This window comes from Deinococcus sp. KSM4-11, assembly GCF_004801415.1.
GTDB lineage: Bacteria > Deinococcota > Deinococci > Deinococcales > Deinococcaceae > Deinococcus.
In genome coordinates, this window is record NZ_SSNX01000003.1 from 412,024 (window position 1) to 432,480 (window position 20,457).

Below are 20,457 nucleotides of genomic sequence, written 5' to 3' on the forward strand. Positions count from 1 at the left end.
CCCGGCATGATCGAGGTGCTGAGGCCCGGCCTGCAGACGACCGTGCAGGACGCGGGTCGGCGAGTCCGGTCACTGGGCATTCCGGCGGGCGGCGCGGCCGACGCGGGCGCGCGTCGGCTGGCGAACGCCCTGGTCGGGAACGCACCCGGGGCGGCCGGACTGGAATTCACGCTGAGCGGCCCCACGCTGCGGCTGCACGCCGATGCGCTGCTCAGCGTGTGTGGCGCGCCCTTCGACGCCACGCTGGACGGCCAGCCCTTCCCGCTGTGGCGGGCGGTGACGGTGCAGGCCGGGCAGACCCTGGCGGTCTCGGGTACGTCGCTGGGCGCGCGGGCCTTCCTGGCAGTGCGCGGCGGCCTGAACGGACAGGAGGTGTTTGGCAGTATCTCCACCGATCTGCGCGGCGCCTTCGGCGGGCAGGAGGGCCGCGCCCTGAGGCGCGGTGACCGGCTGACCTGGACTCCCCTGCCCGCGGCACAGCCGCCCCGCGCGTTCATCGACGTGGATCTCCGGACGACCGTCACGGCCCCACATCTGCTGCACGTCCTGCCCACCCCGGACGCCACGCCAGATCTGCTGGACTCCATGCTGGGACAGCCATTCACGGTCAGCACGCAGGCCGACCGCATGGGCGTGCGCCTGACCGCAACAGTTCCCGCCCCGCACGATCCGGCGCGCGTGAGCGTCCCGAATGTGCCGGGCCTGATCCAGCTCCCGCCGGACGGTCGGCCGATCCTGCTGCTGCCCGACGCGGGCACACACGGCGGCTATCCCACCCCGCTGGTCGTGGTGAGCGCCGACCTACCCCGCCTGGGCCAGTTGCGGCCCGGCGACCGCGTGACCTTCCAGGTCGTGACCCTGGCCTGGGCGCACGCCGCCCTGCAGGCCCAGGAACGAGGATTGCGCCAGGCCGAGGCCGCCCTGCGGCTGTGGTACGGCCGCTGATGCCTATGCTGCGGTCATGGCACAGCACAGCATTGACCTGAACGCGGATCTGGGCGAGGGCAGCGCGCACGAGGAAGCCGTGATGGCGTCCGTCACCAGTGCGAACATCGCGTGCGGCGGTCACGCCGGGAGTCCGGACACCATGCGGGAGTCCCTGCGGCTCGCGGCGCGCTTCGGGGTGGCGGCGGGAGCGCATCCAGGCTTTCCTGACCGCGAAGGCTTCGGGAGGCGCGAACTATCCTTCCCGCCCGCCGAGGTCACGGCCTTCGTACGGGAGCAGATCGAGGCTCTCAAAGCCGTGGCCGCGCGCGAGGGCGTGCCCCTGCACCACGTGAAACCGCACGGCATGCTCTACAACATGGCCGTCAAGGACGCCGTGCTGGCGCGCGCCATCGCGCAGGCGGCCGCCGACTCCGGCCTTCCGCTGTACTATGGACTCGCCGGCGACACCAGCGTGATGCTGCAAGAGGCGGCGGCCCTGGGCCTGGACGCGCTGGGCGAGGGCTTCGCCGACCGGGGGTACGCGCCGGACGGCAGCCTGTGGCCGCGTGGGCAGGCCGGCGCGCTCTTGCCCGCCGCCGAGGCCGTTGCCCAGGGCGTGCGGATCGCGCGGGAGGGCTTCACGGTGGCCGTGTCGGGGGAACGGGTCGCCGTACCCGCGCGAACGCTGTGCCTGCATGGCGACGGCGCGGAGGCGGCTGGACTGGCGCGCGAGCTGCGGACCGCGCTGGAGGGCGCGGGGGTGCGCGTGGCGGCCCCTGCGGGCCAACAGCCCTGAGCTCCGACTTCACCCCCGGATGAACCAAGCCGGATCACCGGTCAGGAGTCATCATCCACAGGGCGGCGCCCCAGGTCTTCCTGCCCGAGTTTTGGTATCAGCAGTACGGTCTTAACTCCGCCGAGCACGAGGAATGTGACGGAGCGCGTGATTCCATGCGCGCGACGATGCGCGACCCCGCCACTCTGACCCCCCCGGTGCTGCCGAACCGCCCCCACCGCGCGGCCCGCCCCCTGCTGGCTGGGGGCCTGAACCGGCGCGACATGTACCTGCTGGCCCTCCCGGTCGCGATCCTGTCTCTGCTGCCGTCGTGGCTGGAACGGCCGCTGGACGCCTTCGAGCACTACGCCCTGCCCGCCCTGCTGCTGCTGGCCACCTTCGCGGCCCTGCTGGCCGACCGCTGGGCACTGGAACGGGTGCTCACGGGCCTGCTGGGGGGCCTCTGGGTGGGCCTGCTGGGCCGCGTGGCCTTCGTGCTGCTCGGGTCGGAGGACGTGGCCCTGGGAGCGCTGGCGCTGTGCGGGCCGTGGATTCCGGTGTTGCTGGCGGCGCACGTGTGGATGCTGGGTCGCGAGGCGGGCCGCCTGGCCAGCCAGCTGGCCCTGGGCGGCCTGGTGCTGGTAGTGCTGGTATGTGGTGTGCTGCACCCGGCGCTGGCCACGACGACCATGGGCACCGTGGTCATGCAGGTGCTACTGGCCTCATTGGCGGCGCTGGGTGGCCAGCGTTCCGGGCTGCTGCGCCTGCGCCGCGAGGTGCGCCAGCAGCGCCTGGGCAGCGACCTGACCGGACGGGGCGACAGCCTGACCGGCCTGCCCGATGGCCGCGCCGCGCGGCGCTGGCTGCGACAGGCCACTCCACGCCGCCTGGAGGGACTGGCGGTGGCCGTCATCATCATCGATCACTACCCACAGATCGAGGCCACGCGCGGGGAGGCCTTCGCCGGGTGCCTGCTGGCGCATATCGCCCGCGCGCTGGAAGGAGCCCTGCGGGACGAAGACGCCCTGACCCGACTGGGCCCGTCGGAATTTGCCGCCCTGTTGCGCGTCCCAGATGAACGGGCGGCCCGCGCGGCCTGCGAGCGGTTGCGCCTGCGGGTCGCGTCACGGCCGCTGGACGGTGTGAATGTGACCGTCAGCGTGGGGGTCGCGGTGTACGGCGGCGAGGGAGACGGCCTGGCCCTGCTCGCCGGAGCGCAGGATGCGCTGGATGACGTGCGGGACGCGGGTGGCAACCGCGCCCGGCTGGCCGGTGCCCGCCGCACCATCGTCGAGGGAATGGAACCAGAACTCCGGTCGACCTGAGGGGGAGGCGCGCCGGGATCAGCAAGGCCCGGCGTCAGTCCGCTGTGACCTGCACGCCCTTCCAGAAGGCGACGCGACCGGCAATCTGCTGCGCGGCGTCCTTCGGGGCCGGGTAGTACCACGCGGCGTCGCGGTTCTCCTGGCCGTCCACGCTCAGGGTGTGGTAGCTGGCCACGCCCTTCCACGGACAGGAGGTATGCGTGGCGCTGGGACTCAGGTACTCGGCGTTCACGCTGCCGAGCGGGAAGTAATGGTTGCCCTCGACAATTACGGTGTCGTCGGACTGGGCGATGATTCGGCCGTTCCAGATGGCTTTCATGCGGCAGGCTAGGGCGGGTGCATGGCGAAAACCGTCGGCGGGCGTACACGAAGCGCGGCAGCGTGCATACTGGGGAACGCCTGACAATTCGACCAGCCGGCACACCCGGCCCCCAAGGAGTTCCCTGGAATGAAGCGCTTCCACACTGTTGCCTGCGGCGTCCTGATGCCTGTTCTGACCCTCTCCCTGGCCGCCTGCGGACTGATCAAGACGCCCGCGACCGCAGCGCACGACTGGCGCGACGACACCATCTACTTCGCCCTGACGGACCGCTTCTCGAACGGGAATACGGCCAACGACAACGGCCCGAACAGGGACGCCGGGGACGTGGCCGACAAGACCAATCCTCTGGCCTGGCACGGTGGGGACTTCGCGGGCCTGAAAGCGAAGATCGACGACGGGTATTTCAAGCGCATGGGCTTCACCGCCATCTGGATCAGCCCGGTGGTCCTCCAGGTGCCGGCCATCGCGGGACCGACCAGCGGGCCGAATACGGGCAAGCTGTTCGCCGGCTACCACGGCTACTGGGCCGAGGACTTCTTCAAGGTCGATCCGCACTTCGGCACCCTTGCCGAGTACAAGGCGCTGATCCAGGACGCCCACAAGAACAACATTCGCATCGTTCAGGACGTGGTGGTGAACCACGCCGGGTACGGCGCGACCCTGACGAAAACACACCGTGACTGGTTCCGGATCGACGAAAAAGATCCGCAGGGCAACATCACCAAGAAGGAGTGCGGAACCGACAACACGACGATGTGCCTGGCCGACCTCCCGGACTTCCGACAGGAGCTGCCCCAAGTCACCGCCTACCTGAACGACTTCATCAAGTACTGGCGCGATACGACCGGCATCGACGGCCTGCGGATCGACACCATGAAACACGTGCCGGACGCGTACTGGCAGCAGTTCTTCGCCAAGGGCGGCGCGGGCGATCCCAGCAAGCTGTGGTCGGTGGGCGAGGTGTTCGACGGCAATCCTGCGTATACGGCGCGGTTCATGAACGACCTGGGGGCGCCCAGCGTGTTCGACTTCGCGCTGTACTACGCCTTCAAGGATCAGATGAGTTCGGCGGGTGGGAACCTCGACCGCATGGCCGACGTGTTCGCGCAGGACGGCGTGTACCGGGATGCCACGCGCCTGACGACCTTCGTGGACAACCACGACGTGCGGCGCTTCGTGAACGAGGTGACCTCGCGCGGCGGCACGGCAGCGCAGGCGGCCGAGCGGCTGGACATGGCCCTCTCGACCCAATACTTCTCGCGCGGCACGCCCAGCGTGTACCAGGGCACCGAGTACGCGCAGGTGGGCGAGGGTGATCCGTACAACTTCCCGACCGGCCAGGGCAACCGCGAGGACATGGACTTCAGCAAGCTGGCCAGCAGCACGCTGGACGAGCGGCTGGGCGCGCTGGCCCAGGCCCGCCGCAGCTACACGGCCCTGACGCGCGGCGCGCAGCAGGAGCTGTGGAGGCCCAACGGCGGCGCACCTGTCCTGGCGTACCGCCGGGTGGTCAGCGGCGTGAAGGGCACGGCCGGACAGCCGGTGGTATTCGTGGTGAACAACGGTGACACGGCCGTTGACCTGTCCACCCTGAGCGGCGGCGGGATTCCGTTGCTGGGCACCTTCACGGGCACCACGCTGACGGAGATCACGGGGCGCACCCATGATCTGAGCGTCAGCAGTGGGAAGCTGGTCGGCACCCTGGCTCCCCGCAGCGTGCTCGCCGTGACCGCCCCGGCGGGCAGTGGCGCGAGCGGTACCGTCAATCCCGCCCTGCCGGAGGTCACGGCCCTCGCAGCGACGCCCGGCGACAGCGCCGTGAACCTCACGTGGACGCCCAGCACCGATCCGGCCGTGAGCGGCTACCGCGTCTACGCGAAGACCGGCACGGGCGCCGAGCGGCTGCTGAACTTCGCGCCCCTCCCGGCGACCCAGGGCTCGTACCTGGCGCGAGGCGTCACGAACGACATCGCCACGACCTTCCGGGTGGTCACGGTGGACGCGGGCGGAGCCGAGAGCAAGGGCGCGACGGTCACGGCCACGCCGAGCGCCACGAACACCACGAAGGTGACGTTCACGGTGGACGCCCGCAGCCAGGGCAACGGCCCCATCGAGTTGCGGCGCTTCGACACCGGCAGCCAGGTCGTGTACCCCATGACGCAGAACATGCGCGGAATCTGGAAAACGCAGATCGACCTGCCGCTGTACCGCGAGATCAGCTTCAAGTTCGGCAACACCGGCGCCAGCGCGAAGAACAGCGGGTACGAGGGTGACGGCCAGGGCAACCGCAGTTACGTGGTCGGCACGGGCGGGAACGCCTACAGTGGCACCTACGACTTCATCGACGTGCCCGCGCCCACGACCGTCATCGAGGGCACCGTGAAGGGCGCCGGGACTCCGCTGGCGGGCGCTCTGGTCGAGGCGACGACCGCCAATCCCAAGCAGAACTACGCTTTGACCTTCCCGGACGGCACGTACACCCTGTTCGCCCCGGCGGGCGCGCAGACGCTGCGGGCCAGCGCGGACGGTTTCGACGCCGCCACCCGCAGCGCGACCTCGCCGCAGACCGGCGCGGACTTCAACCTGAGCGCCCTGACCGGCACGGTGGTCGGCAAGTACCGCATCGACGGCAAGCTGGGCGACTGGACGGCCCCGAAAGTGAACGTGCAGAGCCCCGCCGAGGGCGGCTTCGGCCCCGACAACAACTGGCTGACCCTTCAGGCCGACAGCGACGCCACGTACCTGTACCTGGCGTATACCTACCGGGTGAGCGGCAACTCGGCCATCGTGTACCTGGATACCAAAGCGGGTGGGGCCACGCAGGCCGACACCTTCGATGCCTGGAAACGCGCGGCGACCTTCAGCGGTGGCATGGGCGGTGTGGACGCCTTCGTCGCCCGCTTTGACAACCAGAACCCGGAACTGCGGCTGGTGACCAGCGCGACCGCCACCTCAGTCGTGAGCAGCAGCGCGTACACGGTGGTGAGCACCGGCACCCTGCCCGCCCAGACGGTTGAAATGGCCATTCCGTGGACCGCGCTGGGCCTGAGTGGCGCACCGGCCAGTGGCGTGAACGTGGTGGCCGGCATCTTCGGCGGCGACGGCTACGGGGCTGGGGACATCATCCCGGATGCGGGCAGCACCCCGGCCGGCGCGAACACCCGCGACTGCGCCAACTCGTGCCGCGCGACCTTCACCGCACCCCTGAACGTGAAGTAAGCCCGGCAGCGGGTACACTGAATCCGCACGCGGGAGGTTCATTCAGGGCCTCCCGCGCTCTCCTGCCCGGCCGCCATGACACTCCCATGACATCCGGGCGGAGAATCGGGAGGATTGTCATGGTTCTATCCAAATTCATGCCCAGCAACCCGAAATTTGCGGCCAAGTTCGCTGAGGGCGCCCGCAACGCCCACGTGACCGCGCAGGCCCTGGTGGATCTGCTCGAGAACTACACCGACGTCGAGACCAAGGTGCAGCGTGTCCGGGATCTGGAACACGAGGGCGACCGCATCTCGCGCGAGGTGACGAACCTGCTGGCCGAATCGTTCATCGTGCCCTTCGACCGCGAGGACATCATCTCGCTGCGCGACGAGCTGGACGACCTGGTGGACGACATGGAGGACGCCGCGCGCAAGCTGAGTCTGTACGGCGTGGAGCGCCCCCTGCCGCAGATGGCGCAGCTCGCGCGGGTGGTCGAGCAGCAGTGCGCGCTGCTCGCACAGGGCATGCCCATGATCGAGGACGCCGGAAAGGCCCGTGAACTCGCGCAGATCGCCGTGCAGATCCGCACGCTGGAGGACGAGGGCGACACCATCAGCGACGAGGTGCAGCGCACCCTGTACCACGGCGTGACCGACGTGCCCGGCATGATCCGCGCCATGCGCGGCGGCGAGATCGCGAACCTGATCGAGGACGCCAGCGACCAGGCGCAGCGCGTCGCGAAGACCGTCGAGAGCATCCTGCTCAAGAACGCGTAGGCGGGCCGTGGATACTGCCCTGATCTCCCTGATCGTGATCGTCGCTCTGGCGCTGATCTTTGACTTCATCAACGGCTTTCACGACACTGCGAATGCCATTGCCACCTCGGTCGCCACGCGGGTGCTCACGCCCGCCCAGGCGATCGCCATGAGCGCCGTCCTGAACGTGGTGGGTGCGCTGACCGGTACGGCCGTCGCCAAGACCATCAGCAAGGACATCCTGCCACAGCAGTACTCCACCCTGGAGGTCGTGGGCGCCACGTTGCTCAGCGCCATCGCCTGGAACCTGTTCACGTGGTGGCGTGGCCTGCCCAGCAGCAGCAGCCACGCGCTGGTCTTCAGCCTGGTCGGGGCGGGCGTCGCCGCCGGCGGGTGGGGCATCATCATCCCCAAGGGCGTGCAGAAGACCCTGATGGGCCTGGTGTACTCGCCGATCCTGGGCTTCCTGGTGCCGATCGTGCTGATGTTCCTGCTGGCGTGGCTCGTACTGCGCCGCATGCGACCCCGGCTGGTCACGCGCAACTTCCGCGTGCTCCAGATCTTCAGCGCGGCCTTCATGGCCTTCAGCCACGGCGGGAACGACGCGCAGAAGACCATGGGCATCATCACCTTCGCGCTCGCCGGGTACCTGGGCACCACCCTGGACACCGTGCCCCTGTGGGTGATCCTGGCCGCCGCGACCGCCATGGGCCTCGGCACCGCGATCGGCGGGTGGCGGATCATCAAGACCATGGGCTTCAAGGTCGTGGACCTGAAGCCCGTGGACGGCTTCGTGGCCGAGACGAGCGCCGCGCTGATCATCGAGGTCGCCAGCCGCCTGGGCATCCCGGTCAGCACCACGCACACGATCTCCACCGCGATCATGGGCGTGGGCACCACCAAGGGCTTCCGCAAGGTCAAGTGGCAGGTCGCCGGGCGCATCGTGCAGGCCTGGATCTTCACGATTCCCACCTGCATCGCGCTGGGCTGGCTGCTCTACAAGCTGGTCATCCTGCTAGGACTGTAGAGGAACGTCGGGCGCACGCGGGGAGGGGCTGGCTGCCCCTCCCCGCGTCGTTTACGTGAGGCGGACGCTGGCGCCATCGGTCGCCCGGCCGCGCAGCAGGTCGGCCAGCACGGCCGCGCCCCGGATCACCCCCAGCGCGGGGCGGCTGTACAGGGCGTTCGCATCCACGGCCCACACCTGCCGGTTCTGCACGGCGCGGAGGTTACGGCGCTCCAACACCGTGCGGGCAAAGGTGGCGTTCTCGTCCAGGCCGTAGCCGCAGCACATGACCACGATCACGTCCGGGTCGGTGGCGGCGATGGCCTCCCAGGTGGTGCGGGCGCTGTCCACGCCGGGGGCGCCCAGCACGTTCACCCCTCCGGCCCGCTGAACCTGTTCTGGTACCCAATGGCCGCCAGTGAAGGGCGGATCGATCCACTCCAGCGTCAGCACGCGCGGCGCGTGCGCGACAGGTGGCACGGCGTCCCACTCGGCCTGGGCACGGACGGCCAGGGTTTCTCCCCGGTCGGGCACGCCCGCCGCATCCGCCAGGGCGCGCAGGTCGGCCAGGATCCCCGCCACGGACTTGCCCTCCAGGCTCAGCACCGACCCGGCGGGCAGGCAACCGGGCAGGTACCGCACCGCCTGCTCGATGGTGCCCGGCGTGACCGCGCAGACCTCGCACACGCCCTGCGTGACGACGAGTTCCGGGGCCAGCGCGTCGAGCAGCGGGCCGTCCACGGTGTACAGCGCCAGGCCCGCGCGCACGGCCTCGCTCACGGCGCGGTCAATCTCGGCCTGCGGGGCCCCGCTGTCCACGATGCTCCGCGTCAGGACGGAGCGCCCCGCCACGCCCGGATGGTCGCAGGAGTGGCTGATGCCCACCACCCGATCGCCCAGACCCAGATCGAAGAGAAGATCGGTCGCGCTGGGCAACAGGCTCACGATGCGCCGGGGCGCACTCATCGGCTGGCCCACAGTTCCACCAGGCCGCGCAGGGTCAGGGTCTCGTCGTAGTGGTCGATCTCGCGGCAGATGCCCTCGATGGTGCGCGCGAAGCCCCCGGTGGCGACCGCCACGGCGGGCCCCGGCAGCTCTGCACGGATGCGGCGCAGCAGGCCGTCCACCATCTCGGCGTAGCCGTACACCAGGCCGGATTGCAGGGCGTGCACGGTGTTCTTCCCGATGGCGGTCTGCGGCGCGGCCAGCGTGATGCGCGGCAGTTTCGCCGCCCGGCTGAACAGCGCGTCGGCGCTGACCTGCGCGCCCGTGGCGAGCACCCCCCCTATGAAGCGGCGGCCCCGGCCGATCACGTCGAAGTTCGTGCTGGTGCCGAAATCCACCACGACCACGTAGTCCTTGCCATCCATATACTTCTCGGCGCCGAACAGGTTGCACAGGCGGTCGGCCCCCACGGCATCCGGCTGGTCGAGTTCCACCGAGACGTCCGGGAGGTTCATGGCGGCCACACTGAAGGCCTCCACGCTGAAATGCCGCCGCAGGGCCAGCTGGTAATTCTCGCCGACCGGCGGCGCCACGCTGCTGAGAATCGCGGAGCGCGGCGTCTGGGCGCCCGCCAGGGTAAGCAGGCCGTGCAGTTGCAGGGCCAGGTCATCCGGAAGGACGTCGCGGTTGGTCCGCACGCGCCACGTGTGCGTGAGGTTCAGCGTGTCGTCCGCGAGGCCCAGCACGGTGCTGGTGTTGCCGATATCCACGGCCAGGAGGGGAAAGGCGGGCACGCCCCGGATTGTACCGGGCGGATTCGCCGCCTAGCCAGCCGGTGGCGGCTTCGGGAAGGCCACGTAGAAGGTCGCGCCGTCGCCCGGGTGCCCATCGGCCCAGACGCGCCCACCGTGCCGCTCGACGATGCGTTTGACGTTCGCGAGGCCCATGCCGATGCCCTCGAAGTCACGGTCGCTGTGCAGGCGCTGGAAGGCCCCGAACAGCCGGTGTGTGTACTGCGGATCGAAGCCCACGCCGTCGTCCTGCACGAACACGATCCACTCGCCGTCGCCGGGGCGGCTCCCGACCTCGATCTTGGCCTGCTCCCGGCCGGACGTGTACTTGATGGCGTTGCCGAGCAGGTTCTCGAAGACCAGCCGCAGCAGGTCGGGATCACCGCGCACCACCGGCAGGTCGCGGGCCACCCACTCGATCTGGCGGCCCTGCGTCTCGGGACTGATGTTCGCCCAGGCGCGCAGCACGACCTGCGCGAGGTTCACGTCCTGAAAGTGCAGGGTCGTCTGCGACACGCGGGCCAGCCCCAGCAGCTCGCTGATCATGCCGTCCAGCCGCCCGGCCGCGCCGTCGATGACGTCCAGCAGGCGGCGGTCGTCATCGGTCAGGCGACCGTCGGCCCGGCCGCGCAGCAGGTGCATGAAACTGCGGATGTGCCGCACCGGGGCACGCAGGTCGTGAGAGACCGCGCCCACGAAGGCGTCGAGTTCGTCGCGCTCGGTACGGAGTTCCTGCGTGCGCGCCCGGACGACCTGCGCCACCTCGGAGTCCAGGTCGGATTCCCGGATCTCGGCGTGCTTCCGCTCGGTGATGTCCTCGTGCAGGACGGTCGCGAAGCGGGCTCCGCCATCCATGAACGGCGTGACCCGCACGCGGAACCAGCGTTCGCGGGTGGGCGCATGGCACGGGTACTCGGCCTCGAATGACTCGGCCTCGCCCACGAGCACGGCGCGCAGTCCGGCCGCCACGGTCGGGCCCTCATCGGCGCAGGGCGGTTGCCCCTGCTCGCAGACCCGCAGGTAGTTGCTGCCCACACCACACGTGGCCTCGCTGCCGCCGTTCTCGTGCATGAACGCCCGCCACGCGCGGTTGACCGTCAGGATCGCTCCCTGGGCGTCCACGACGGCCAGGATGTCCACCACCGCGTCGAGCGCGCTTTGCACGGCACTGACCGGCAGGGTCGGGGCCTGGAGTGGAGCGCGCGGGGAGCTGGGGCGGCGGTGGGACTGACTCACGGAGTACCTCCCGGTACCTCCCTCTTGTACCACCGGTCAGTGCCGTGCTCCCACAAGGCTTTCTTCACAGACGGGCCGTGCTGGTCGCCGTCTACTCCACCGGTTCCGTGGTGGCAAGCACCATTACTGGAAGGCCCCGAGATTCAGGGGAATGCTGTACGCGCAGCTCGTGTCGGCCTCGGTGCGCAGCAGCAGATCGGTCTTGTCGCTCGCCCCGATCCCGGCCTTGAGCGGCTGGAAGTAGTAGACCAGCGTGCCCGCGAACGGCCCCTGGGCCGCCGGGGTGGCCGTGGACGGAGTGCTGGTGGAGGCGGGCGTGGCCGCCGCCGGGGTCGTGGTGGCGGGGCTGGTGGCAGCGGGCGTGGTCGCCGTTCCGGCCGCCTCTGGTTTCCAGTCGTTCACGTACGACGAGCGCACCGGGGCGACCAGGGTGCCGTCCGGGCCTTTCAGGCGCACCAGATACGCGCCGCGGGCCTGCAAGCTGGGCAGGCCCCTCACGGCGATGTCCACCCGCAGTTCCCCGTCGGCCAGCCGCGCCTTGCTCAGATCGGGGCCGAGCGCGTCTTTCACGCTCAGGTTCTGGAACTTGTTGCGGGAGTCCTGTGCCTGGAAGGCCAGCTCATCCGCCTGACCGCTGAGGGTGATGGTGAGCGGGCGGCTGCCCGTTCCTGAGGCCTGCGGCGCGGCCAGCCAGTCGCTGATACAGGTGTCGCCGCCGTCGAAGGCAGTAACGGCCGCCGGGCCGGACACGAACGCGCCATCCTTGACGTTCAGGTCAACGGTCAGAAACGTGACGACCGGATCACGGCGGGCATACGCGCCGTCGATGACGTTCTTCGCGGTCGTCTCCTCCAGTTTCGGCACCCAGGCGTGGGCGGGCGCGGACAGCGTGAGCAGGCTCAGCAGGGCGGCGGACAGGACGGACACGGCAGAGGATTGGCGCATGAGGACGGTCTCCTTGAAACACTTGACCCCGGGACGTCAGTCCTTGAGGTAAACGACGCGGCAGGCCTGACCTGCCGACTTGAACAGCGCCGTGGCGAGCACCGACAGGGACACGTCGGTGTACACGTTCGATTCCAGCGCGAGGGCATTGGGCCGGATGCGGGCCGCCTTGATGCGGGTGACCTCGGGGAAGGCGGCGATCTGCGACTCGGACGTGATGTACGTGTGCAGGTTCCCCTCCTGGACGAGGTCGTTGCTGACGCCCTTGACTAGGGCCGCGTCCGGCCAGAGCTTGCGGCCCTGGTCGTCGTACACGGCGCTCGTCATGTCGCGCTGGAAGTTGCCCAGACCGCGCACGTCGATGACCACCGTGCACGACAGGGGCTTCCCGGCCGAGGCGCCAGTACCGGCGGCACCGGCTCCGGCGCGTGCTGTCGTGCCGCCCGCGCCACCGGCTCCGCCGCCGGTACTTCCGTCCCCACCCGTCCCACCATTTCCGGCCGGCGCGACGCCACCACCTCCACCGGAACCGGCGGGTGAACCGGTGCCCGCCGCTCCCGCGCCGCCGCCGGCACCGCGCGCGGCGGGCGCGTCACCAGCTCCCCCGCTGCCGCCGGCCCCCGCACCGGCCGGGCCAGCCCCGGAGGGCGTCCCGACGGGCGCGGCGGGGCTGGCTGCCTCGGGCGCACGCGCCGGGGCGGGCGCAGAACTGGCCCCCGCGCGGGCAGGCGCAGCTCCGCTGCTCGACGTGGGAGCCGGCGACGTGATGGGGGTGGGGGCGGTCGGGGCCGCCGTGGGGCGCGCGGACACCACTGGGGCCGCCGATCCGCTTCCACCCCTGGCTGCGACGGGCGCGGCCGGGGCCGCCGGTTCCGGTTCACTGACCGGTGTGCTCCTGGACGAGGTGGCGGGGGTGGGCGCGGCGCTGGTCTCGGCAGGCGTGACCGGGGTGGCGGCACGGGGCGTCACGGGACTGGGGGCGGCAGGCGCCGACGCCGCGGGCAAGGCCGGTTCGGCCGCCGGAGTGGCGGGTGAGGCCGAGGCGCGGGGCGTGATCGGCGCCGCGGGAGCGCTGGCGGGGGCCGTAACCGGCGCAGGCGTCGACCGGGCCGAGGTGGGCGTCGTGGTGGGGGCCGGGGTCACGCGGGCAGACGGCGTCGGCGTCCGCACCGCCGGGGCAGAAGCCACGGGGGCCGGAGACGGGGCCGGGGTCGTGACCCGCTGAGGAGCCGGGGCGGGCGTCGCCGTCGCGCGGGGACGGCTGGTAGGCACGGGCGGCGCCGTCTGGGCAGGGCGGGGCACGGGAACCGGTCTCAGGGCCGGCGCGGACCTGGGCGCGGGCGCCGGGGGGACGGGGGCCGTCCGGGTCACGGGGGCCGAGGTCGCGACAGGACTCGTCGGCCGCGTCACGGGAGCCGCCGCCTGCGTCGCCGGCCCGGACGCGCGGGCCACCTGGGCGGGTGCCGGCGTCCGCGTGGGGGCTGGGGTCACGGCTGGCGTGCGGGGGGCCGGACTGGCCTGCGCGGCGGACTGGGCCCGGGCCGCGGGTGGTGTCGTGGTCGCCCCGCCGGAGGATGCCGGTGCAGCCGTCGCCGGTGCCGGCCGTGCCGAGGGCGACGGCGTTGGCGACGGACTGGGCTTCACGACCGGCGGCTTCACGGCCACAGGCTTGACTGGCGGCGGCTTCACGGAAACGGACTTCGCGGGCGTGGGCACCGTGGGTTTAGGAACGTCGACCTCCGGCACCACGGGCTCCGGCGCAGTGGTCTGAACGGGCACGTTAGGGAACTTGTTCGGCGGGATGATCGGTGCCGTGGGCGTGGCGGGTGACGTGGCCAGCTTCGGCGGCGCCAGCGGCACCACTTCCAGCGGCTGGGCCGACGACGGCGGGATCTTCACGTCAGCCAGGAACGCCAGCAGCCCGCCCAGCAGGGCCACGTGCACGGCCACGGTCGCCAGGGTCGCGCGGCGTTTCTCGCGGCCCTCAGGCGTCAGGGGCGGGCGTGGCGGGCGGCCGGGGCCCGGGGCCGCGCCGGGCATGGGCTGGCTGGTCATGGCGTGGCCTTGGTACCCAGCGCCAGCTTCTGCCCGCCGGCCTTGCGGATCTCGTCCATCACACCGACCACCGTGCCGTACTGGCCTTTCTCATCGGCGCGCAGTCCCACCACGCCGTCCGAAGCGCCCAGCAGGGGCTTCAGTTGCCCGGCCAGTTCACGCAGGGCGGTCGGCTGGCCGTTCAGGAAGACCTGACCGCTGCTGTCCACGCTGACTACGGGCAGCGCGGTGGTCTGCTGCACGCTGGTGCTCGCGCCGGGCAGCGTGAGCGGCACGGCACGGTCGCGCGGCGCGAGGCTGCTGGTCAGGAAGAAGAAGATCAGCAGCAGCAGCACCACGTCCACCATGGGCGCGAAGTCGAAGGTCACGGCGTCCCCGCCGCGCGCGCGGGCTCTCACCGGCGAACACCCCCAGGCAGCATGTCCTCAAAATTCAAGGACACTTCCGGGCGGCGCAGCCAGCCGGGCAGTTCCTCCCGCACGCGCTCGGCCTGCGTGGCGATCCGGTCGGCGCGGGCGCGCAGGGCGCCGCGCGCCACATACGCGACGATGGCGACGATCAGGCCGCCCGCCGTGTTGATCAGTGCCTCGCTGATGCCCGTGGCGAGCTGCTCGGGCGTGGGCGCGGTCGTCTGGCTGAACACCAGGAACGAGCGCACCATGCCGATCACGGTGCCCAGCAGGCCCAGCAGCGGCGCGACCTGTGCGGCCGTGCCCAGCGCGCTCAGGCCCGCGTACAGGCGGTCTTCCTCGACCAGCAGCGCGCCCTGCATGGCACTGGACGCGGCCTCGACCCCACGGTCGGCTCGGCTCAGGCCCGCCCGCAATACGCTCACGGCGGGGCTGGGGTGGGCCGCGCGATCCACCTCGGCCAGGGCCGCGCCCGACCCGCTCTCGGCGGTGACGGCGCGGGCCCGTTCGATCAGCGCGCTGGCGTCCCGCCCCAGGCGCGTGAGCACCTGAACGCGCACGGCGACCAGGTAGACGACGTACACGGACAGCAGCAGCAGCACCCACAGCAGGGGGCCGGCCGCGCGAATCAGGTCGAGGACATTCACACCAACCAAGTAACACGCCGCTACGTGGCAAGCGTGAAAGGCCGATAGCCAGTCCTCATCTGCTGGTCATCTGCGGATCAGGAAGCGTGCAGCACGGCATGCAGAATCCGCAGTAAACCACTCGACTTTAAGCCCCCAACCCGAGTAAAATACCGGGGCAAGTAGGAATCATTCTCAAGAAGGATTCTGCCGCCCGCACGACCACACCCGCACCCGGGCGTGCCAAGGAGACCCATGACCGAACAGACCGCGCCCCACCAGCTCGAAATCCGCAACCTGCACGCCACCGTCGGCGACACCGAGATCCTCAAGGGCATCGACCTGATCGTGCCGCGCGGCGAACTGCACGCCGTCATGGGCCCCAACGGCAACGGCAAGAGCACCCTCGCCAAGGTCATCGTCGGCGATCCCGAGTACACCGTCACGCAGGGTGAAGTGCTGGTCGACGGCGTGAGCATCCTCGAGATGGAACCCGACGAGCGCGCCCGCCTCGGCGTGTTCCTGGCCTTCCAGTACCCGGTCGAGATTCCCGGCGTCACCATCGCCAACTTCCTGCGCCTGGCCATGCAGGCCCGCAAGGCCGAGGGCGAGGAAGTCTCGTTCACCGAGTTCTACGGCAAGCTGCAGGGTGCCCTGAAAACCCTGGAGTGGGATGAAAGCATCGTCGAACGCTACCTGAACGCGGGCTTCTCCGGCGGCGAGAAGAAGCGCAACGAGATTCTCCAGATGCTGATGCTCGACCCGAACTACATCATCATGGACGAAACCGACAGCGGCCTCGACGTCGACGCCCTGAAGATCGTCGCCAAGGGCGTGAACTCCATGCGCGGGCCAAATCTGGGCGGACTGATCATCACCCACTACCAGCGCCTCCTCGATTACATCGTCCCCGACAAGGTGCACATCATCCTCGACGGCAAGGTCGTGCAGAGCGGCGGCCCCGAACTCGCCAAGAAGATGGACACCGAGGGCTACGACTGGGTCAAGGAACTGGCCACGGCATAAGGCGGCAGCCCCGCACCCCAGGCCCGCAGCCTGACGCTCCCCACTCCGCCTCCGAAGGAGCTCCACATGACCATCAATCCTGAAGTGAACGACATCAACGCCGGCTACGAGTACGGCTGGAGCAACCCTGAACGCTACGCCGTCAAGGCCCCCAAGGGCCTGCGCCGCGACGTGGTCGAGATGATCAGCAAGGCCAAGGACGAACCTCAGTGGATGCTGGACTTCCGCCTCAAGGCCCTGGACATCTTCCTCAGCAAGCCCATGCCCACCTGGGGCGCCGACCTGAGCGGCCTGAACCTCGACGAGATCTACTACTACATCAAGCCCGAAGGCGCCAACGCCCGCTCGTGGGACGACGTGCCGGACGACGTGAAGCAGACCTTCGAACGCCTCGGCATTCCCGAGGCCGAACGCGCCGCGCTGGCCGGCGTGGGCGCGCAGTACGAGTCCGAGATGGTGTACCACAACCTCAAGGAGGAGTGGGAGAAGCTCGGCGTGGTGTTCCTCAGCATCGAGGATGGCCTGAAGGAATACCCGGATCTGTTCCGCGAGCACTTCGCCACGATCATCCCGCCCGAGGACAACAAGTTCGCGGCCATCAACAGCGCCGTGTGGTCCGGTGGGAGCTTCGTGTACGTGCCCAAGGGCGTCAAGGTGGACATCCCCCTCCAGACGTACTTCCGCATCAACGCCGAGAGCAGCGGCCAGTTCGAGCGCACCCTGATCATCATCGACGAGGGCGCGCAGGCCCACTACATCGAAGGCTGCACTGCCCCGGCATACTCAAGCGACTCCTTCCACTCCGGCGTGATCGAGATCGTCGTGAAGGAAGGCGCCCGCTTCCGGTACAGCACCATCCAGAACTGGAGCCACAACGTCTACAACCTCGTGACGCAGCGCGCCGCCGTGTACGGCAACGGCGTCATGGAATGGGTGGACGGCAACCTGGGCAGCAAGGTCACCATGAAGTACCCGGCCTGCTACCTGCTCGAAGAGGGCGCGCGTGGTGAAGTCCTGAGCATCGCCATGGCCGGACGCGGCCAGCACCAGGACGCCGGCGCGAAGATCGTGCACTTCGCCCCGCACACCAGCGGCACCATCGTGTCCAAGAGCATCAGCAAGGACAGCGGGCGCAGCAGCTACCGCGGCCTCGTCAAGATCTACGAGGGCGCCAAAGGCAGCCAGACGAATGTGGAATGCGACGCCCTGCTGCTGGACGACGAGGCCCGCACCGACACGTACCCCTACATCGAGATCGAGGAAAAGGACGCCCGTGTCGGCCATGAAGCTACGGTGTCCAAGATCAACGACGAGCAGATCCTGTACCTCCAGAGCCGCGGCCTGAGCGAGGACGAAGCCGCCGGACTGATCGTGCGGGGCTTCATCGAGCCGATTGCCAAGGAACTCCCGCTGGAGTACGCCGTGGAACTGAACCGCCTGATCGAGCTGGAAATGGAAGGCTCGGTCGGGTAAACGGATGGGAGGAGCCAAGTTGGGAGAACAGGAACGCTACGCCGATGCACTCCACATGCATCTGACAGGCCTCACGCGTCAGTTGCGACAGGAACTGGCCGACCTCTTCTCTCAACCACTTCAATCCCAAGTCCACCGTCTTCTGTTTGAGTTGACGTTCGACACCATGGGTGCCCCCATCACAGTCTACGCATTTGACCATACTGGTAATCCATTGAGGTGGTTTGAAACGACGGAAACTAGGACACTTCTCCACCCGCATCGGCTCTATCCAGAGAGTCTGTCGGATGAGGAAGAGTTCTGGTCGGATGATGCTTTCCGCCAGACACTGCATTTTATCGCTGATTGGTTCTATCAAGTATGGCTGTCCGAGACCAAAGCTAAGTTCAACGGTGCGGCGTACCTACTCAGCTATTCGTACGACGCACCGGAGCAGTTCAACCTTCAGACAGGAGACTGGGAGCCGCTGCCATGATCTCCCCCGCCACCGCTCCTCACTACACCTGGGCTGATGTCTGCGACGGCTGGAAGCTCGTGGACAAGCCGAACCTGAGTGTCATTCAGGAACGGATGCCCACGGGCACGCAGGAAGTCCGGCATAAGCACTCGCGGGTGCGGCAGTTCTTCTACGTGCTGCGCGGCGAACTGACGCTGGACGTGGAGGGCGCGGCGCACGTCATTCCGGCCACAAGCGGTCTGGAAGTCGGGCCGGAGCAGGGGCATCAGGCCCGGAACGAGGGCGGGGAGGACGTGGAGTTTCTGGTCATCAGCGACGGGAACTCACGGGACGACCGGGTGGAGGGGTGACGGTGCGTGGCTGCGTGATCTGCGAGAAGCTGGCGGTGCTGGGCACGTTGCCCGCCAGTGAGAACGTGTGGGGCACGGAGCACTGGGCAGTCGTCCATGCGTTCGATACGGCTCTGGAGGGCTGGCTGGTGCTCCTGAGCAGAACGCACGCGCTCTCGTATGCCGACCTGAGCGACGACGCGGTGCAGGAGCTGGGGCTGGTGCAGAAACGGCTGACGGACGCTCTGCGGATGGTGGTCGGCGCGCAGAAGACCTACGCGGTGACCTTCGCCGAGCATGGCGATTACCCGCATCTGCACGTGCATGTCATTCCCCGGATGCCGGATCAGGCCCCGGAGTTCAAAGGCCCGAACATCTTCAAGTTGCTGGGCGTGCCGGCCGACCAGGCGGTATCGCAGGAGCGCCGGAACGAACTGGCGCAGCAACTCAACAACCATCTGAACCCAAAGGAGCAACAATGACCCAATTCAATGATCAACTCGCGTTGCAGGCTGGCCCGGAGTGGCTGACTACGAAGCGTCAGGCAGGGCTGGAGCTGTTCAGCACGCTCGATATCCCGACAGAGTCTGTGGAGGCGTGGAAGTACACGCGCGTCTCGGTGGACTTCACGAAGCTGCGCCCACACGGCAAGCGGGACGTGGTGTCCGACGTGTCGGCGCTGCCGCAGAGCGTGCAGGATCGCCTGACGGGGACTGACGTGGGCGCGTTCCTGGTGCTGGACGGCCCGGACGTGGTGTACCGCACGGAACTCCCGGCAGACTTGAGTGCGAAGGGCGTGATCTTCACGGATCTCAAGACGGCGGTCGAGCAGCACGCCGACAAGGTGCAGCAGTACCTGTACAGCGTGGTGCCGGCGGAGGTGCCGGACGACACGACGATTGCCGCGCCGGGCACGACGCCCAGCAAGTCGCCCGATCCGAGCGAGGGCAAGTTCTCGGCGCTGGCGGCGGCCCTGTGGACGAACGGCGCGTTCGTGTACGTGCCGCGCGGCGTGCAAGTGGAACTGCCCCTGGGGAGCTTCCGCGTGATGAGCGAGGCGGGGACGTACACGGCGACCCGCACCCTGGTTGTGGCCGAGGAAAACGCGCAGGTGACGTTCATCGACGAGCAGGACAGTGAGGAACTGCAAGGGACGTACGCGATTGGCGCGGTGGAACTCGTCGTGAAGGACGGGGCACGCGTGCGGTACGTGAGCATCCAGAACTGGGGCAAGGGCGTGACGCACATCCAGCGGCAGCGCGGCGACGTGGGCCGGGACGCCACCCTGAACTCGCTGGTCGTGACCATGGGGGGCACCCTCTCGCGCACGGAGATGCAGTCCTACCTGCGCGGACAGGGCAGCGACAGTGAGATGCTGGCCCTGTACTTCGCGAACGAGGATCAGCACTTCGACCACTACACCTTGCAGCACCATGCGGCGCCGAACGCGCACAGCGACCTGCTGTACAAGGGCGTCAGCGATGACCAGAGCGTGGGCGTGTTCAGCGGCATGATCAAAGTCGATCTGCACGCACAGAAGACGGACGCGTACCAGAAGCACCGCACGCTGATGCTGAGCAGCGAGGCCCGCAACTTCAGCGTGCCGCAGCTGGAAATCAACGCGAACGACGTGCGTTGCAGCCACGGCAGCACGACCGGCCCGGTCGATCAGGAGGCGCTGTTCTTCCTGCGGTCACGCGGCATCAGCCGGGAAATCGCGGAGAAGATGCTGGTCACGGCATTCCTGGAGGACGTGCTGACCCGTGTGCCCCTCAGGAGCGTCGTGGAGTACATCGAGGGCATCATCGCGAAGAAGGTCGGCGCGGCGTAACGCGAGGAAAAGGAAAGGCGGT

22 protein-coding genes are annotated in these 20,457 nt (G+C 69.1%); 14 read left to right on the forward strand and 8 right to left on the reverse strand.

Features of this window, described 5'->3' with window-relative positions:
• Positions 1-6: 6 nt before the first annotated feature.
• The 3 genes from E7T09_RS11880 to E7T09_RS11890 all read left to right on the forward strand — a co-directional run bounded on the left by E7T09_RS11880 (position 7) and on the right by E7T09_RS11890 (position 3,027).
• The gene (locus E7T09_RS11880) at positions 7-945 is read left to right on the forward strand and encodes a biotin-dependent carboxyltransferase family protein (RefSeq protein ID WP_136389384.1); all 939 of its coding nucleotides are present in this window, start codon (positions 7-9) and stop codon (positions 943-945) included.
• 16 nt (positions 946-961) lie between these two features.
• Positions 962-1,723 carry a 5-oxoprolinase subunit PxpA gene (locus E7T09_RS11885; RefSeq protein ID WP_136389385.1) on the forward strand — a complete coding sequence of 254 codons (762 nt, stop codon included), beginning with the start codon at positions 962-964 and terminating at the stop codon, positions 1,721-1,723.
• A gap of 155 nt (positions 1,724-1,878) precedes the next feature.
• Positions 1,879-3,027, forward strand: coding sequence for a GGDEF domain-containing protein (locus E7T09_RS11890; protein WP_136389386.1), 1,149 nt, complete (start codon positions 1,879-1,881; stop codon positions 3,025-3,027).
• 34 nt (positions 3,028-3,061) lie between these two features.
• On the opposite strand, the gene E7T09_RS11895 is transcribed toward E7T09_RS11890, so the two are convergent.
• Positions 3,062-3,346 carry a DUF427 domain-containing protein gene (locus tag E7T09_RS11895; RefSeq protein WP_136389387.1) on the reverse strand — a complete coding sequence of 95 codons (285 nt, stop codon included), beginning with the start codon at positions 3,344-3,346 and terminating at the stop codon, positions 3,062-3,064.
• A gap of 129 nt (positions 3,347-3,475) precedes the next feature.
• Here E7T09_RS11895 and E7T09_RS11900 point away from each other — a divergent pair, with 129 nt between their 5' ends.
• From E7T09_RS11900 to E7T09_RS11910, 3 genes are all read left to right on the forward strand, one after another.
• Positions 3,476-6,568, forward strand: a complete 3,093-nt coding sequence (locus E7T09_RS11900) for an alpha-amylase family glycosyl hydrolase (protein ID WP_136389388.1) — start codon at positions 3,476-3,478, stop codon at positions 6,566-6,568.
• A 119-nt stretch (positions 6,569-6,687) separates the two neighbouring features.
• Positions 6,688-7,326 (forward strand): DUF47 domain-containing protein, encoded by a 639-nt coding sequence (locus E7T09_RS11905; protein WP_136389389.1) that lies wholly within the window; start codon positions 6,688-6,690, stop codon positions 7,324-7,326.
• Positions 7,327-7,333: 7 nt separating this feature from the next.
• Complete coding sequence (locus tag E7T09_RS11910) at positions 7,334-8,332, forward strand: inorganic phosphate transporter (protein ID WP_136389390.1); 999 nt, start codon at positions 7,334-7,336, stop codon at positions 8,330-8,332.
• Positions 8,333-8,383: 51 nt separating this feature from the next.
• Here the strand turns inward: E7T09_RS11910 and E7T09_RS11915 are convergent, their stop codons facing one another.
• The 5 genes from E7T09_RS11915 to E7T09_RS11935 all read right to left on the reverse strand — a co-directional run bounded on the left by E7T09_RS11915 (position 8,384) and on the right by E7T09_RS11935 (position 12,585).
• Positions 8,384-9,277 carry an ABC transporter substrate-binding protein gene (locus E7T09_RS11915; protein ID WP_136389391.1) on the reverse strand — a complete coding sequence of 298 codons (894 nt, stop codon included), beginning with the start codon at positions 9,275-9,277 and terminating at the stop codon, positions 8,384-8,386.
• Positions 9,274-10,050 carry a type III pantothenate kinase gene (locus E7T09_RS11920; protein ID WP_136389392.1) on the reverse strand — a complete coding sequence of 259 codons (777 nt, stop codon included), beginning with the start codon at positions 10,048-10,050 and terminating at the stop codon, positions 9,274-9,276. Before E7T09_RS11920 ends, E7T09_RS11915 begins: the two co-directional genes overlap by 4 nt.
• Positions 10,051-10,080: 30 nt before the next feature.
• Positions 10,081-11,283: an ATP-binding protein gene (locus E7T09_RS11925; RefSeq protein WP_168734819.1), complete on the reverse strand. Its 1,203-nt coding sequence runs from the start codon at positions 11,281-11,283 to the stop codon at positions 10,081-10,083.
• 123 nt (positions 11,284-11,406) lie between these two features.
• Positions 11,407-12,228, reverse strand: coding sequence for a hypothetical protein (locus E7T09_RS11930; RefSeq protein WP_205747009.1), 822 nt, complete (start codon positions 12,226-12,228; stop codon positions 11,407-11,409).
• A 36-nt stretch (positions 12,229-12,264) separates the two neighbouring features.
• Positions 12,265-12,585, reverse strand: a complete 321-nt coding sequence (locus E7T09_RS11935; protein ID WP_136389394.1) for a hypothetical protein — start codon at positions 12,583-12,585, stop codon at positions 12,265-12,267.
• 187 nt (positions 12,586-12,772) lie between these two features.
• Here E7T09_RS11935 and E7T09_RS22100 point away from each other — a divergent pair, with 187 nt between their 5' ends.
• Both E7T09_RS22100 and E7T09_RS11945 read left to right on the forward strand, forming a co-directional pair.
• Entirely contained in the window at positions 12,773-13,453 is a 681-nt protein-coding gene (locus E7T09_RS22100) for a hypothetical protein (RefSeq protein WP_136389395.1), read from the forward strand.
• Positions 13,454-13,702: 249 nt separating this feature from the next.
• A complete protein-coding gene (locus E7T09_RS11945) occupies positions 13,703-13,999 on the forward strand; it encodes a hypothetical protein (protein ID WP_136389396.1) in 297 nt (98 codons plus the stop codon).
• 280 nt (positions 14,000-14,279) lie between these two features.
• Here E7T09_RS11945 and E7T09_RS11950 read toward each other — a convergent pair whose 3' ends face one another.
• Together E7T09_RS11950 and E7T09_RS11955 are read right to left on the reverse strand one after the other, a co-directional pair.
• A complete protein-coding gene (locus E7T09_RS11950) occupies positions 14,280-14,681 on the reverse strand; it encodes a biopolymer transporter ExbD (RefSeq protein ID WP_136389397.1) in 402 nt (133 codons plus the stop codon).
• The gene (locus E7T09_RS11955) at positions 14,678-15,340 is read right to left on the reverse strand and encodes a MotA/TolQ/ExbB proton channel family protein (RefSeq protein WP_136389398.1); all 663 of its coding nucleotides are present in this window, start codon (positions 15,338-15,340) and stop codon (positions 14,678-14,680) included. The genes E7T09_RS11950 and E7T09_RS11955 overlap by 4 nt, the downstream gene beginning before the upstream one ends.
• 234 nt (positions 15,341-15,574) lie before the next feature.
• On the opposite strand from E7T09_RS11955, the gene sufC reads away from it, so the two are divergent.
• From sufC to sufD, 6 genes are all read left to right on the forward strand, one after another.
• Positions 15,575-16,345, forward strand: coding sequence for a Fe-S cluster assembly ATPase SufC (gene sufC, locus E7T09_RS11960; RefSeq protein ID WP_136389399.1), 771 nt, complete (start codon positions 15,575-15,577; stop codon positions 16,343-16,345).
• Between the two features lie 66 nt (positions 16,346-16,411).
• Positions 16,412-17,818 carry a Fe-S cluster assembly protein SufB gene (sufB, locus tag E7T09_RS11965; RefSeq protein ID WP_136389400.1) on the forward strand — a complete coding sequence of 469 codons (1,407 nt, stop codon included), beginning with the start codon at positions 16,412-16,414 and terminating at the stop codon, positions 17,816-17,818.
• 19 nt (positions 17,819-17,837) lie between these two features.
• Entirely contained in the window at positions 17,838-18,293 is a 456-nt protein-coding gene (locus E7T09_RS11970) for a hypothetical protein (protein WP_136389401.1), read from the forward strand.
• Positions 18,290-18,625 carry a cupin domain-containing protein gene (locus tag E7T09_RS11975; RefSeq protein WP_136389402.1) on the forward strand — a complete coding sequence of 112 codons (336 nt, stop codon included), beginning with the start codon at positions 18,290-18,292 and terminating at the stop codon, positions 18,623-18,625. Before E7T09_RS11970 ends, E7T09_RS11975 begins: the two co-directional genes overlap by 4 nt.
• Positions 18,622-19,086, forward strand: a complete 465-nt coding sequence (locus E7T09_RS11980) for an HIT family protein (protein WP_136389403.1) — start codon at positions 18,622-18,624, stop codon at positions 19,084-19,086. The genes E7T09_RS11975 and E7T09_RS11980 overlap by 4 nt, the downstream gene beginning before the upstream one ends.
• On the forward strand, positions 19,083-20,435 hold the full coding sequence (sufD, locus tag E7T09_RS11985) for a Fe-S cluster assembly protein SufD (protein WP_136389404.1): 1,353 nt from the start codon (positions 19,083-19,085) through the stop codon (positions 20,433-20,435). The genes E7T09_RS11980 and sufD overlap by 4 nt, the downstream gene beginning before the upstream one ends.
• Positions 20,436-20,457: the final 22 nt, after the last annotated feature.